The 12,702-nt window shown below is 70.1% G+C and carries 12 protein-coding genes; 6 read left to right on the top strand and 6 right to left on the bottom strand.

Annotation, left to right across the window (positions count from 1 at the left end):
• The first annotated feature begins 23 nt into the window (after positions 1 to 23).
• The 3 genes from H2Q94_RS15445 (at position 24) to H2Q94_RS15435 (ending at position 2,604) form a co-directional block, all read left to right on the top strand.
• A complete protein-coding gene (locus H2Q94_RS15445) occupies positions 24 to 830 on the top strand; it encodes a DUF3097 domain-containing protein (protein ID WP_243787796.1) in 807 nt (268 codons plus the stop codon).
• A gap of 108 nt (positions 831 to 938) precedes the next feature.
• Entirely contained in the window at positions 939 to 1,367 is a 429-nt protein-coding gene (locus H2Q94_RS15440) for an NfeD family protein (RefSeq protein ID WP_243787795.1), read from the top strand.
• A 13-nt stretch (positions 1,368 to 1,380) separates the two neighbouring features.
• Positions 1,381 to 2,604, top strand: coding sequence for an SPFH domain-containing protein (locus H2Q94_RS15435; RefSeq protein ID WP_243787794.1), 1,224 nt, complete (start codon positions 1,381 to 1,383; stop codon positions 2,602 to 2,604).
• 183 nt (positions 2,605 to 2,787) lie between these two features.
• Here the strand turns inward: H2Q94_RS15435 and H2Q94_RS15430 are convergent, their stop codons facing one another.
• Positions 2,788 to 3,210 carry an FCD domain-containing protein gene (locus H2Q94_RS15430; protein WP_243787793.1) on the bottom strand — a complete coding sequence of 141 codons (423 nt, stop codon included), beginning with the start codon at positions 3,208 to 3,210 and terminating at the stop codon, positions 2,788 to 2,790.
• Positions 3,138 to 3,491 (bottom strand): GntR family transcriptional regulator, encoded by a 354-nt coding sequence (locus H2Q94_RS15425; protein ID WP_243787791.1) that lies wholly within the window; start codon positions 3,489 to 3,491, stop codon positions 3,138 to 3,140. The genes H2Q94_RS15430 and H2Q94_RS15425 overlap by 73 nt, the downstream gene beginning before the upstream one ends.
• A gap of 67 nt (positions 3,492 to 3,558) precedes the next feature.
• Here H2Q94_RS15425 and H2Q94_RS15420 point away from each other — a divergent pair, with 67 nt between their 5' ends.
• Both H2Q94_RS15420 and H2Q94_RS15415 read left to right on the top strand, forming a co-directional pair.
• A complete protein-coding gene (locus tag H2Q94_RS15420) occupies positions 3,559 to 4,824 on the top strand; it encodes an MFS transporter (protein ID WP_243787790.1) in 1,266 nt (421 codons plus the stop codon).
• Between the two features lie 64 nt (positions 4,825 to 4,888).
• Positions 4,889 to 6,328 (top strand): aldehyde dehydrogenase family protein, encoded by a 1,440-nt coding sequence (locus H2Q94_RS15415; protein WP_243787788.1) that lies wholly within the window; start codon positions 4,889 to 4,891, stop codon positions 6,326 to 6,328.
• Positions 6,329 to 6,350: 22 nt separating this feature from the next.
• Here H2Q94_RS15415 and H2Q94_RS15410 read toward each other — a convergent pair whose 3' ends face one another.
• Together H2Q94_RS15410 and H2Q94_RS15405 are read right to left on the bottom strand one after the other, a co-directional pair.
• Positions 6,351 to 7,694, bottom strand: coding sequence for an MFS transporter (locus H2Q94_RS15410; RefSeq protein WP_243787787.1), 1,344 nt, complete (start codon positions 7,692 to 7,694; stop codon positions 6,351 to 6,353).
• Between the two features lie 181 nt (positions 7,695 to 7,875).
• Positions 7,876 to 8,775 (bottom strand): LysR substrate-binding domain-containing protein, encoded by a 900-nt coding sequence (locus H2Q94_RS15405; RefSeq protein WP_243787786.1) that lies wholly within the window; start codon positions 8,773 to 8,775, stop codon positions 7,876 to 7,878.
• Between the two features lie 124 nt (positions 8,776 to 8,899).
• On the opposite strand from H2Q94_RS15405, the gene H2Q94_RS15400 reads away from it, so the two are divergent.
• A complete protein-coding gene (locus H2Q94_RS15400) occupies positions 8,900 to 9,892 on the top strand; it encodes a YeiH family protein (RefSeq protein ID WP_397545355.1) in 993 nt (330 codons plus the stop codon).
• A 97-nt stretch (positions 9,893 to 9,989) separates the two neighbouring features.
• Here the strand turns inward: H2Q94_RS15400 and H2Q94_RS15395 are convergent, their stop codons facing one another.
• Positions 9,990 to 11,426: an amidase gene (locus tag H2Q94_RS15395; RefSeq protein WP_243787785.1), complete on the bottom strand. Its 1,437-nt coding sequence runs from the start codon at positions 11,424 to 11,426 to the stop codon at positions 9,990 to 9,992.
• Positions 11,423 to 12,406 carry a D-2-hydroxyacid dehydrogenase gene (locus tag H2Q94_RS15390; RefSeq protein WP_243787784.1) on the bottom strand — a complete coding sequence of 328 codons (984 nt, stop codon included), beginning with the start codon at positions 12,404 to 12,406 and terminating at the stop codon, positions 11,423 to 11,425. Before H2Q94_RS15390 ends, H2Q94_RS15395 begins: the two co-directional genes overlap by 4 nt.
• Between the last annotated feature and the right edge of the window lie 296 nt (positions 12,407 to 12,702).

Genomic DNA, 12,702 nt, shown 5'->3' with positions numbered 1-12,702 from the left:
ACCCGGATGAGTAGGGTCTGCGCGTGCGTTCGGTCAACTACGGCAACGACATCCTGTCCTCCGGTCGCAAGCGCCGCGAGATCCCCGAGGTCCCGGCCGAGCCGGGACTGGTGGTGGAGGACCCGGCCAGCGGCTTCTGCGGGGCGGTGCTGCGCGTGGAGAAGGGCAACGTGGTCCTCGAAGATCGCCGCGGCGGGCGGCGGCTGTTCCCGATGCGCCCCGCGGCGTTCCTCCACGAAGGGCGCCCGGTCACCCTGGTGCCGGTGCGCGCGGACGCTCCGGCCACGACGCGCACGTCGGCGTCGGGCTCGGTGCACGTCGACGGGCTGCGGGCGCGGGAGGCGCGCGGCAGCCGGATCTGGGTCGAGGGCTTGCACGACGCCGAACTCGTCGAACGAGTGTGGGGACACGACCTGCGGGTCGAGGGCGTGGTGGTGGAACCGTTGCACGGTGTGGACGACCTGCCCGGCCTGCTCACCGAATTCGGCCCCCGATCGGGGCATCGGGTCGGGGTGCTCGTCGACCACCTGGTGGCGGGCAGCAAGGAGTCGCGGCTGGTCGAGAGCATCACCGATCCGCACGTGTGCATCACCGGCCACCCGTTCGTCGACGTGTGGGAGGCGGTGAAGCCCGCGTCGGTCGGCATCGAGGCGTGGCCCCGGGTGCCGCGCGGGCAGGATTGGAAGGAAGGCGTGTGCGCCGAGCTCGGCTGGGGGGAGCCCGCCGACGGCTGGCGGCGCGTGCTCGGCTCGGTCAACGGGTTCCGGGACTTGGAGGCCCCGCTGATCGGCGCGGTGGAACGTCTGATCGACTTCGTCACCGAGACCTGATCCCGCCCGCTGCCGTGCGGGAACGGCCGCGTGCCCGCCTGCTATACCGGCTTGATCACGTCGGGCGAATTCGCACACAAGGGTGGTGGCCTCTGTCACGATGGAGCCATGGCCCCGCTCGTGTGGTTGATCGTCGGATTGCTCCTGGTGGCGGCCGAAGTGCTGTCCGGGGAATTCGTGCTGCTCATGCTGGGCGTCGCCGCGCTGGGGGCGGCGGGTGCGGTCGCGCTCGGGGCGCCGCTGTGGTTGAGCGTGGTGGTGTTCGCCGCGCTCTCGGGAGGACTCGTGCTGGGGGCGCGTCCGGCTCTCAAACGCCGGTTCGAGGTCCGCAACGAGCTCAAGACCAATGTGGACGCCCTCCTCGGCAAGCGGGCGACCGTGGTGTCCACCGTGGACCACCAGGGCGGCCGGGTCCGCATCGACGGCGACGTGTGGTCGGCCCGCACGCTCGATGAGGCCGAAGTCTTGGAACCCGACGCGACGGTGCTGGTGATGGAGATTTCCGGCGCCACCGCCATCGTGTCGGCGCAACCGTGAAGGAGAGGGCGAAGTGGATCCTGTCGGATGGATTGCGCTGGCGGTCGTAGTGCTGTTGGTGATCGTCGTGGTGGCCAAGTCGGTGCTGGTGGTTCCGCAGGCTCAGGCATCGGTGGTCGAACGGCTGGGCCGGTTCCGCACGGTGGCCGCGCCGGGGCTGAACTTCCTGATGCCGTTCCTGGACCGGGTGCGGGCGAAGATCGACCTGCGTGAGCAGGTCGTGTCCTTCCCGCCGCAGCCCGTGATCACCCAGGACAACCTGACGGTCTCCATCGACACGGTGGTGTACTTCCAGGTCACCGATTCGCGTTCGGCGGTCTACGAGATCTCCAACTACATCATCGGTGTGGAGCAGCTGACCACGACGACGCTGCGCAATGTCGTCGGCGGCATGAGCCTGGAGGAGACGCTGACCTCCCGCGACCAGATCAACACGCAGCTGCGCGGGGTGCTCGACCAGGAGACGGGGCGTTGGGGCATCCGGGTCGCGCGGGTCGAGCTCAAGGCGATCGATCCGCCGCCGTCCATCAAGGACTCGATGGAGAAGCAGATGCGCGCCGACCGGGAGAAGCGCGCGATGATCCTCAACGCCGAAGGCGCGCGGGAATCGGCCATCAAGACCGCCGAGGGGCAGAAGCAGTCCCAGATCCTCTCCGCCGAGGGCGCCAAGCAGGCGTCGATCCTGGACGCCGAAGGTGAGCGCCAGTCCAGCATCCTGCGGGCGCAGGGGGAGCGGGCCAGCCGCTACCTGCAGGCGCAGGGCCAGGCGAAGGCGATCGAGAAGGTGTTCGCCGCGGTCAAACGCGGTAAGCCGACCCCGGAACTGCTGGCGTACCAGTACCTGCAGACCTTGCCGCAGATGGCGCAGGGTGACGCGAACAAGGTGTGGGTGGTGCCCAGCGACTTCAACAAGTCCCTGGAAGGTTTCGCCCGGATGCTCGGCGCACCCGGCGAGGACGGCACGTTCCGCTACGAGCCCCCGCAGGAGGAGCCGCCCACCGACCGTCCCGAGGACGAGGAGGAGTCGGTGGCCGCGTGGTTCGACACCTCCTCGAACCCCGAGGTGGCCGAAGCGGTCCGGGCTGCCGAGGAGGTCGCGCGCAAGGAGGTTCCCAGCGCGACGTCCGGGTTGTCGGGCGGCCAGGCGTTGTCCGGCCCGCAGGCCTCGACCCAGGCGATCAGCGGGGAGACGGGGGCGCTCGGGCAGCCGCCGGCGGGCGGCACGTCCCCGGCGTGATCTAGCTCTGCCGGGGTTCGCCCCGGTCGAGAAGGGGCGGCGTTCGCGCCGCCCCTTCTCTTCGCCTGAATCACTTTATTAGAACAATTACTTCAGTGTCGAATGAAATTAACGATCTGAAGATCAAAAAACACGACCGCACCGACCAGGAGAGCGGGATCCGCCGGTTCGCGGGAGTGGGAGTCAGGCCGGATCTTCGAACATCGGCCCGCCTGCGACGCCCAACGCGTGCAGCACGCCCAGCAGGTGGCCGCGCAGCAGTGTCTTGGCGATGTCGGCGTCGCCGTCGCGCAGGGCCGCCGCGACCTGGGTGTGCTGGTGGTTGATGTGCGGCTGCCAGTCCTGGGTGCGCGCGCCCGCGGTGATGCGCAGCTGCCGGTCGCGCAGGGCGGTGTAGAGGTCGTCGACGATGGGGTTCGCGGCGGCCGCGACCAGCCGGGCGTGGAAGTCGCGGTCGGTCTCGTGCATCTGCGCGGCGCTGAGCGCGCTGCTGTCGCACGCCGGGTGCTCGCCGAGTTCGCGTCCCACGGTGGTCATCGCCTCGGGGCCTTCGGTGGCGAGCTTGTCGATCGCGAAGCTCTCCAGGGCCAGGCGGGCCTCCAGCACGGCGCGGGCTTCGGTGGGGTGACCGGGACGACCAGGGCACCGCGTTTCGGGTAGAGCCGCAGGAAGCCCTCGGTCTGCAGCCGCAGGAACGCTTCGCGCACCGGGGTGCGGGACATGTTCAGCGCGGTGGCCACTTCCCCTTCGGACAGCAGGTGGCCGTCGGGGTAGGTGCCGTCGAGCAGTCCCGCTTTGACGTGCTGGTACGCCCGATCGGCCGCGGGCGGTTCGGCGCCCGCCGAGGTGGGGGGCTGCGGGGGATGATCCGGTGTTGCGCTCGACACGCGCCCATAGTACTGATCCGCATCTTGTATCTATGGTGGATACAAGTCGAGAGAGGTGGGTGTTCCGGTGTCGGTCGGTGTTGCCGGGGAACAGGAAGTCGCGAAGTGGGCGGTGCCGCCGCGCGGAGCGTGGCTCGTGTGGGGCGTGGGCGCGGCGTGCTACTTCGTCGCGCTGTTCCACCGCGCGAGTCTCGGAGTGGCGGCGCCCGACGCGCTGGTGCGGTTCTCAGCGGGGCCGGGCGTGCTGGCGTTGTTCTCGGCGCTGCAGCTCGGGGTGTACCTGGTGTTGCAGGTGCCGTCGGGGTTGCTGGCGGACCGGTTGGGGCCGCGTCGGGTGATCACGGGTGGTGTGGTGGCGCTGGCGGTGGGTTCGGCGGTGTTCGCGGTGAGCGGGTCGATCCTGGGCGGGGTCACCGGCCGGGTGCTCATCGGCATCGGTGACGCGTTCATGTTCACCAACGTGCTGCGGGTGGCGGCGCAGTGGTTCCCGGCTGAGCGCTACGGGCGGGTCGCGGCGTTGACGGGTTTGGTCGGCGGGCTCGGACAGGTGCTGTCCACGGTGCCGTTGACCTCGGCGCTGCACGGGCTCGGGTGGATGCCGACGTTCCTCGGTGCGGCGGCGTTGACCGCGGTGCTGGCGGTGGTGGCCGCCGGCGTGATCCGGGATCAGCCCGCCGGGCGGGTCGCGGAGGCCGCCGAGGGCGCGGCCGAGCGGATCGGCCGGACGTTGCGGCTGGTGGTCGCGCAGCGGGGCACGAAGCACGCGTTCTGGGTGCATTTTGTGCTGCTGTCGCAGTTCCTGGCGATCACGACGTTGTGGGGTGCGCCGTGGCTGACGGGCGCGCAGGGCGTGGCCGGTGGCACGGCGGGGGCGCTGCTGCTGGTGTCGGCGGTCGGTTTCATCTTGGGGTCGCTGGTGGCGAGCCAGTGGATCGCGGGCAGGCCGCGTCGACGTGAGCGCTACACGCTGGCGATGTCGGTGCTGGTGGTGGTGGCGTGGTCGCTGATCGTGGCGTGGCCCGGGGTGTTGTCGGCTCCGGTGCTGGTGATCGTGCTGGGCGTGCTGGGTTTTGGTGGTGGCGCGGCGATGCTGGCGTTCGACGGTGCGCGGGAGGCCAACGCGGTGCACCGGTCGGGTGCGGCCTCGGGCGTGGTGAACATGGGCGGTTTCCTCGCCGCGGTGCTGATTCAGGTGTTCGTGGGCGCGGTGTTGGAGGTCGTGTCGGAGCTTCCGGCGGTGGCGGCCTACCGGTGGGCGTTCGTGCCGGTGGTGGTGCTATTGGTCGTGGGTACCGGTGGGCAGTGGTTGTGCCGGAGCGTGCGGCGCGGCTGAGCTGCGGAGTTGTGGGCCGCGGTTAGGGTCGGCGTGATCGGTTTCGTCGGGCGGAGGAGGTCGGGTGTCCACTGCGCTGGAGCTGCGCAACATCGTCGGCGGGGTTCGTGCGGGGACGGTGTCGCCGGAGTCGTTGCCGTTGGTCGATCCCAGCAGCGGGGAGGAGTACGGCAGTTCTCCGTTGACGCGGTGGACCGATGTCGACGAGGTGATGGGCGTCGCGGCGGCGGCGTTCGAGCAGTGGTCGTCGATGACGCCGGGGCAGCGGCAGCGGTCGTTGTTGCGGTTCGCGGATGCGGTGGAGCGGGACGCGGAGCGGTTCGTGCTCGCGGAGTGCCGGAACACGGGGAAGCCGTGGGACGTGGTGCGGGATCGGGAGTTGCCGCAGGCGGTGGATCTGTTGCGGTTCTACGCGGCGGCCGCGCGGGTGCAGGAGGCGGGTGCCGCCGGGGAGTACGAGGCGGGGTGCACGTCGTTCGCGCGGCGGGAGCCGATCGGGGTGTGCGCGCAGGTGACGTCGTGGACGCATCCGTTGTTGCTGGCGGTGGCGCGGGTGGCGCCTGCGTTGGCGGCCGGTAACACGGTGGTGCTCAAGCCTGCGGAGACGACTCCGGTGAGTGCGGTGTTGCTGGCGGAGGTGGCGGCGGAGGTGTTGCCGGCCGGGGTGTTGAACGTGATCTGCGGTGATCGCGACAGTGGCCGGGCGATGGTGGCGCATGAGGTGCCGGGGATGTTCTCGATCACGGGCACGGTGCGGTCGGGGATGGAGGTGGCCGCTTCGGCGGCGGCGGATTTGAAGCGGGTTCATCTGCAGTTGGGCGGTAAGGCTCCTGCGGTGGTGTTCGACGATGCGGATGTGGGGCGGGCGGCGCGGGGTATCGCGGAGTCGGCGTTCGGTGGTGATGCGGGGCAGAGCTGCACGGCGGCGAGCCGGGTGTTGGCGGGTCCCGGGGTGTACGAGGAGTTGGTGGCGGCGTTGGCGCAGCGGGCGGCGGTGTTGCGGCCGGGGCCGCCGCAGGATGTGGATGCGGCGTTCGGGCCGTTGAACAGTGCGGGGCAGTTGGAGTTGGTGGCGGGCCATGTGGAGCGGTTGCCGCAGCACGCGCGGGTGGTGGCGGGTGGCCGGCGTCGGGGTGGGCGTGGGTTCTTCCACGAGGCGACGGTGGTGGCGGATGTGGAGCAGGGTGATGAGTTGGTGCAGCACGAGGTGTTGGGGCCGGTGGTGACGGTGCAGCGGTTCGCCTCGGAGGCTGAGGCGGTGGAGTTGGCCAACGGTGTGCGGTACGGGTTGGTGGCGAGTGCGTGGACGCGTGATCATGCGCGTGCGTTGCGGATGTCGCGTGCGTTGCAGGCGGGCACGGTGTGGGTGAACGTGCATCGGCCGTTGGTGGCGGAGATGCCGCATTCCGGGTTCAAGCATTCGGCGTCGGCGCGTGATTTCGGCCGTTTCGGTTTGGAGGAGTACAGCCGGATCAAGCACGTGATGTCGTCGTTGGAGGAGTGAGCGCCCGGTGTGGGGCGCGGTGTCAGGCGGGGGTGGAGGTGCGGCCGTGGGTGTCGTGGCGGTCGAGGTCGTGCAGTGAGGCGCCGCGGGTTTCGCGGGCGCAGGCGATGGCGATCAGGGTGATCGCGGCTGCTGCGGTGAGGTAGGCGGAGATCGGTGTGGCGCTGTCGTAGGTGTTGAGCAGTGCGACGGCGATGATCGGTGCGAGCGAGCCTGCGACGATCGAGGTGACCTGGTAGCCGAGTGAGATCCCGGAGTAGCGCATTCGGGTCGGGAACATTTCGGCCATCATCGCGGGCTGTCCGGCGTACATGAGGGCGTGGAAGAGCAGGCCGATGGTGATGGCGGCGACGATGGTCGCGTTGTGCCCGGTGTCCATCATGGGGAAGGCGAAGAAGCCCCAGGTGGCGGTCAGGGCGGCGCCGATGGCGCAGACGGGGCGGCGTCCGATGCGGTCGGCGAGTGCGCCGACGAGGGGGATCGCGGCGAAGTGGATGAGGTGGGCGATCAGCATCAGCCACAGGATGGTGGTGGTGTTCTTGCCGATGACCACGCTGAGGTAGGTGATGGAGAAGGTCGCCAGCAGGTAGTACATGACGTTCTCGCCGAAGCGCAGGCCCATGGCGGTCAGGACTCCGCGGGGGTATTTGCGGAGTGCTTCGAACACGCCGGAGGAGTGGGTTTCGTGCGCGGCTTGTTGTTGGGCGGCTTTGAAGATGGGTGCGTCGGTGACGCGGGTGCGCACGTAGTAGCCGATGAGCACGATGACGGCGGAGAGCCAGAACGCGACGCGCCATCCCCAGGTCAGGAATGCCTGCTCGGAGAGGGTTGTGGTCAGTCCGAGCAGGACGAGGGTGGCGAGCAGGTTGCCCATGGGGACGCCGGCTTGGGGCCAGCTGGCCCAGAAGCCGCGTTTGGCGTCGGGGCTGTGTTCGGCGACGAGCAGTACGGCGCCGCCCCATTCGCCGCCGACGGCGATGCCTTGGATGAAGCGCAGGGTGACGAGGATGGCGGGGGCGAGGTAGCCGATGGAGTCGAATGAGGGGATGCAGCCCATGGCGAAGGTGGCGGCGCCGACCATGATGAGGCTGACTTGCAGGAGGGTTTTGCGGCCGTATTTGTCGCCGAAGTGGCCGAAGACGAGTCCGCCGAGTGGTCGTGCGGCGAAGCCGACGGCGTAGGTGACGAAGGCGGCGAGGATGGCGTCGAGTTCGTTGCCGCCCGCGGGGAAGAACAGCTTGCTGAACACGAGGGTGGCGGCGGTTCCGTAGAGGAAGAACTCATACCACTCGACGACGGTGCCCGCCATGGAGGCGGTGACGACTCGGCGGAGTGCGGCCGGCCCGGGCGCAGGCTGAGACGACATGGGAACTCCTTCGTTCATGGTCAACCCGCCGGGCTGAGATCGGCTCAGTCTGCGTGGGCGTCCATGCGAAGACAATGGTCGTTTTTGTATTTCCGGTGTGCGAGGTCCGGATCGTGATGTCGGCTGGTGCTCCGGTGAGACCGGCTGGTGCGCGTTCCCGAGTTGGCGGGGTTGCGCGGGGTCAGGCGGTGTCGCTGAGTGCGGTCGACAGCAGTGCGGCGGCGGGGCCGGTGAGGCGGTGTCCGCCGCGCCACACGGCGTGCAGGGGGCGGTGCAGGTCGAGTCCGGCGACGGGGATTTCGACGACTTGTCCGGTGCGGAGGTCGGAGTCGACGGCGAGGGTGCTGAGCACGGCGGGTCCGGCGCCTGCGACGACGCTGTTGCGCACGGCGGTGGTGGAGTGCAGTTCGAGCAGTGGTTCGGTGGTGGTCATGGCGGCGGCCGCGAGTGCTCGTTCGAGGGTTTCGCGGGTGCCGGAGCCGTGTTCGCGCACGATGAGGGGTGTGGCGGCGAGTTCGGCGGGGTCGAGGGGTTCGCGGCGTCGGGTCCAGGGGTGTGCGGGTGGGACGACGACGGTCATGCGGTCGTGGGTCAGGTAGCGCACGGAGACGCCGTCGGGCACGTCGGGTGATTCGAGGAAGCCGAGGTCGGCGCGGCCGTGGCGGACGGCTTCGGTGACGGTGGCGGAGTTGGTGCTGTCGAGTTCGAGGCGCAGTCCGGTGAAGGCGGCGCGCAGTGTGGTGATCCAGCGGGGGGCGAGGTAGTCGGCGATGGTCATGCCTGCGGCGACGCGGAGTTGTTGGCGGTGTTGTGCGCGCAGGGCGTGGACGCCGGTGGTGAGGGCGTCGATTTCGGTGAGGACGCGGCGTGCCCAGTCCAGGACGGTGGTGCCTGCGGGGGTGAGGGTCGCGCCGCGGCGGGTGCGTTCGACGAGGTGCAGGCCGAGGCCGCGTTCGAGGCTGGTGAGGCGTTTGCTGGCGGAGGGCTGGCTGATCCGTAGTTGTGCGGCGGCGGCGCCGATGCTGCCGAGTTCGCTGATGAGCACGAGCAGCCGCAGGGATGTCGGGTCGGGATCGGCCATGCAGTGACTGTAGCTCTGCGTGTTGTGTGCGGGTTCGGTCATGCGTTCCGGTTATGAGGACCTTCGTGGTTTCCGGCTACCGGTGGGTGTGGCGGTGGGTGAGGGTCGGTTCGTGCGGATGTTGATGAGTGCCGGTCCTGTTGTTGCTCGGGGTGTGCTAGGGCGGTTGCCGGGGGTGGCGTTGACGGCGGTCGCGGTGGTCGTGGCGTCGGTGGTGGCGTCGCTGGTTCCGGGTGTGGGTGTGGTGACCGCGGCGGTGGCGCTGGGTGTGGTGGTCGGCAACGTGGCGGGGTGCCGGGGTGCGGTGGCTGCGGGGTTGGCGTGGGTGTCGAAGGCGTTGTTGCGGGCGGGTGTGGTGTTGCTGGGTTTGCAGCTGGCGGTGGGTCAGGTGCTGGGGTTGGGGGTGGCGACGGTGGGCGTGGTGGTGGCCGCGGTGGTGGTGACGTTTTCGGGCACGGTGCTGCTCGGCCGGGTGCTGGGCGTGTCGCGTGGTTTGTCGGTGCTGATGGCGGCGGGGTTTTCGATCTGCGGGGCGTCGGCGATCGCGGCGGTGGAGGGCGTGGTGGAGCGCGAGGACGAGGAGGTGGCGACGAGTGTCGCGATGGTGACGGTGTTCGGTTCGTTGTCGATGCTGTTGGTGCCGTTGCTGGGCGGTGTGTGGGGGCTGGGGCCGGAGATGATCGGCCGGATCGCCGGGGGCAGCGTGCACGAGGTGGCGCAGGTGGTGGCCGCGGCGTCTCCGGCGGGTGCCGGTGCGGTGGCGGTGGCCGTGGTGGTCAAGCTCGGCCGGGTGGTGTTGCTGGCGCCGATGGTGGCGGTGATGGGCCTGGCGCGGCGAGGCGGTGGTGGTGGTCGGCGGACGCCGGTGCTGCCGCTGTTCGTGGTGGGTTTTCTCGCGGCGATGGCGTTGCGCAGCGCCGGTTCGGTGCCGCCGGTGGTGTTGGATGCGGCGAGTCAGGGCGCGACGTGGCTGCTGGCGGCGGCGATGTTCGCGCTGGGCACCTCGGTCAGGGTGGGCGGGTTGCTGCGCACCGGCCGGAATGCGTTGCTGCTCGGTGCTTGCTCGACGGTGCTGGTCACGTCGGTGATCGTCGTCGGCATGCTCACCCTGACCTGAGGGCGTGTTGCTGGTGTCGCGGGTCCGGTGTGGTGTCGGCCGCGCAGTGGTGATCCTCCGGCGGCCGTCGGCTCCGCGGTGGAAACCGGCTTCGGGTTCACCGCCCGGGCCGGCTCCAGGGGTGGAGTTGTTCGTAGGCGCGGGAGGCGCGCAGGACGCGGGCGTCGCTGTGGCGGGGGCCGACGATCTGCAGGCCGATGGGCAGGCCGTCGGTGGTGAACCCGCAGGGGACGCTGGCGGCGGGCTGCTGGGTCATGTTGAACGGATAGGTGAACGGGGTCCAGCCGGTCCATCGCGGGGAGGGGGCGTCGGCGGGTGTTTCGGCTCCGGCTTCGAACGGGGGGACGCCGACGGTGGGGGTCAGCAGCAGGTCGTAGGTGTCGTGGAAGGCGCCCATGCGCTGGCCCAGTGCCATGCGGGTGTTGGTGGCCTCGAGGTAGTCCTGCGCGGAGTAGGTGAGGCCTTCTTCGACGATGTCGCGCAGTCCGGGGTCGAGCAGTTCCCGTTGGGCGGGGGTGAGGTGGGCGACGGATTTGGCGGCGCCGGAGAACCAGAGGACGTGGAAGTCTGCGACGGGGTCGGTGAAGCCGGGGTCGGCGTGTTCGACGGTGGCGCCGAGTTCGGTGAACACCTGGGCGGCGCGGGCGACGGCGTCGGCGATCTGGGGGTCGACGGTGGCGAATCCGAGGTCGGGGCTCAGGGCGATGCGCAGCCCGCGCACTCCGTTGTCGAGGCCGTCGAGGAAGGAGTGCGCGGGTGGTTCGAGTGCGGACCAGTCGCGGCTGTCGGGGCCGCTGAGCACGTCGAGCATGAGTGCGGTTTCGGTGACGGTGGTGGTCATCGGTCCGGCGTGGGCCATGGTGCCGAAGGGGCTGGCGGGGAAGTGCGGGACGCGGCCGTAGGTCGGTTTGATGGTGTAGATGCCGCAGAAGGAGGCGGGGATGCGCACGGATCCGCCGCCGTCGGTGCCGATGGCCAGGGGCGCCATGCCGAGTGCGACGGCGGCACCGGCGCCGCCGCTGGAGCCGCCGGGGGTGCGGTCGGGGTTCCAGGGGTTGCGGGTGATGCCGGTGAGGGTGTTGTCGGTGACGCCTTTCCAGGCGAGTTCGGGGGTGGTGGTTTTGCCGATGAACACGGCGTTGTGTTCGCGCAGCCGGGCCACGGCGGGTGCGTCGGCGGTCCAGGGCTGGTCGGGGTCGACGGTGCGGGAGCCGCGCAGGGTGGGCCAGTCCCGGGTGAGGAAGATGTCCTTGATGGAGGTGGGGACGCCGTCGACCTTGCCGTTCGGTTCGCCGCGCGCCCAGCGGGCTTCGGAGGCGCGGGCCTGCTCGAGGGCGCGGTCGGCGTCGACGAGGCAGTAGGCGTTGACGGCGCCGTCGGTGTCGTCGATGCGGCGCAGGGTGGCCTCGGTGGCTTCGACGGGGGAGAGGTCGCCGCGGGCGAACTGCTCGAGCATGTCGGTGGCGGTGAGGTCGGCCGCCGTGGTCTCGGTGGGGACGGGCCGGGGGGTGGCCGCATGGGGGGTCGAGGTCATCGCTTGCGCTCCGTTCCGCTGACGTAGCCACGTTGTTTGTCCACCACGTTGCGCAGTGCGCCGTCTTGGGCGTAGCTGCGCAGGTTCTCGAGGAACAGTTCGACCAGTTCCGTGGTCCAGCCGAGGGTGTCGCCGGACATGTGCGGGGAGATCAGGACGTTGGGCATCTCCCACAGCGGGGAGGTTTCGGGGAGGGGTTCGGTGTCGAACACGTCGAGGGCGGCGCCTGCGAGGTTGCCTGCTTCGAGGGCTTCGACGAGGTCGGGTTGCACGATGAGTTCGCCGCGGCCGACGTTGATCAGGCGTGCGGTGGGTTTGACCGCGGTGAGGGCCGTGGCGTCGATGAGCCCGTGGGTCTGGTCGGTCAGGGGTGCGGCGAGCACGATGTAGTCGTATTCGCCGAGCACGGCCGTCAATTCGTCGGAGGCGTGCACGGTGGCGAAGTCGGGGTCGTCGTGGCGGGCGACGCGTCCGGCGCCGTGGACGTGGAGTCCGGCGGCGGTGAGCTGTGCGGCGATGGCGCGGCCGATGGGGCCGGTGCCGACGACGAGGGCGTGTTTGCCCGCGATGCGTTCGGTTTCGCGGTGGTGCCACTGCTTGCGGTCTTGGAGCCGGAGGCTGGTGTGGAGGTCTTTGGCGAAGGTGAGCACGGTGGCCAGGACGTATTCGCCCATGGGGCCGTCGAAGACGCCGCGGGAGTTGGTGAGGGCGACTTCGGAGTGCAGCAGGTCCGGGAACAGCAGTCGGTCGACGCCGGCGCTGGCGGCGTGGACCCAGCGCAGCGAGTCGGCGTGGCGCCAGGCCTCGGCGACGGCGTCGGAGCGGAAGTCCCACACGAACAGGACGTCGGCGCCGGGCAGTGCGGCGGCCAGGTCGTCTTCGGTGGTGGGGCGGAGTTCGGCGACGCGGGCGATGCTGTCCATGGCGGGCGGCGGGTCGCCACCGTGGAGGACGACGACGGTGGGGGTGTTGTCGGTCATGACCTGGCCTTCAGGGGTGGGCGCTTCGGTGGGTGGCGCTGTGGACAGGGGAGGGCTCGCGCGTCGTCGCGGTGTCCGTCCGGGCCGTCTGCGGCCGGGGATTGACACGCTAGAAAGCGCTCGTAGGATTGTCAACAATCCGCAGGTATCTCGCGGTGGGGCCGGTGCCTGTCGGCGTCCCGGCCCGCGAGGCGGTCTTCGGCCCTGGGCAGGGCACGGCGTGGCCATCCGGTGGCCGCGAGCCGAGACCGGCCGATCCACATTTGCTCGCCGCCCTCTCATGGAACGGATTTCAC

This window comes from Saccharopolyspora gloriosae (assembly GCF_022828475.1).
Taxonomy (GTDB): Bacteria; Actinomycetota; Actinomycetes; order Mycobacteriales; family Pseudonocardiaceae; genus Saccharopolyspora_C; species Saccharopolyspora_C gloriosae_A.
This window is presented reverse-complemented; position numbering and strand designations above follow the sequence as displayed.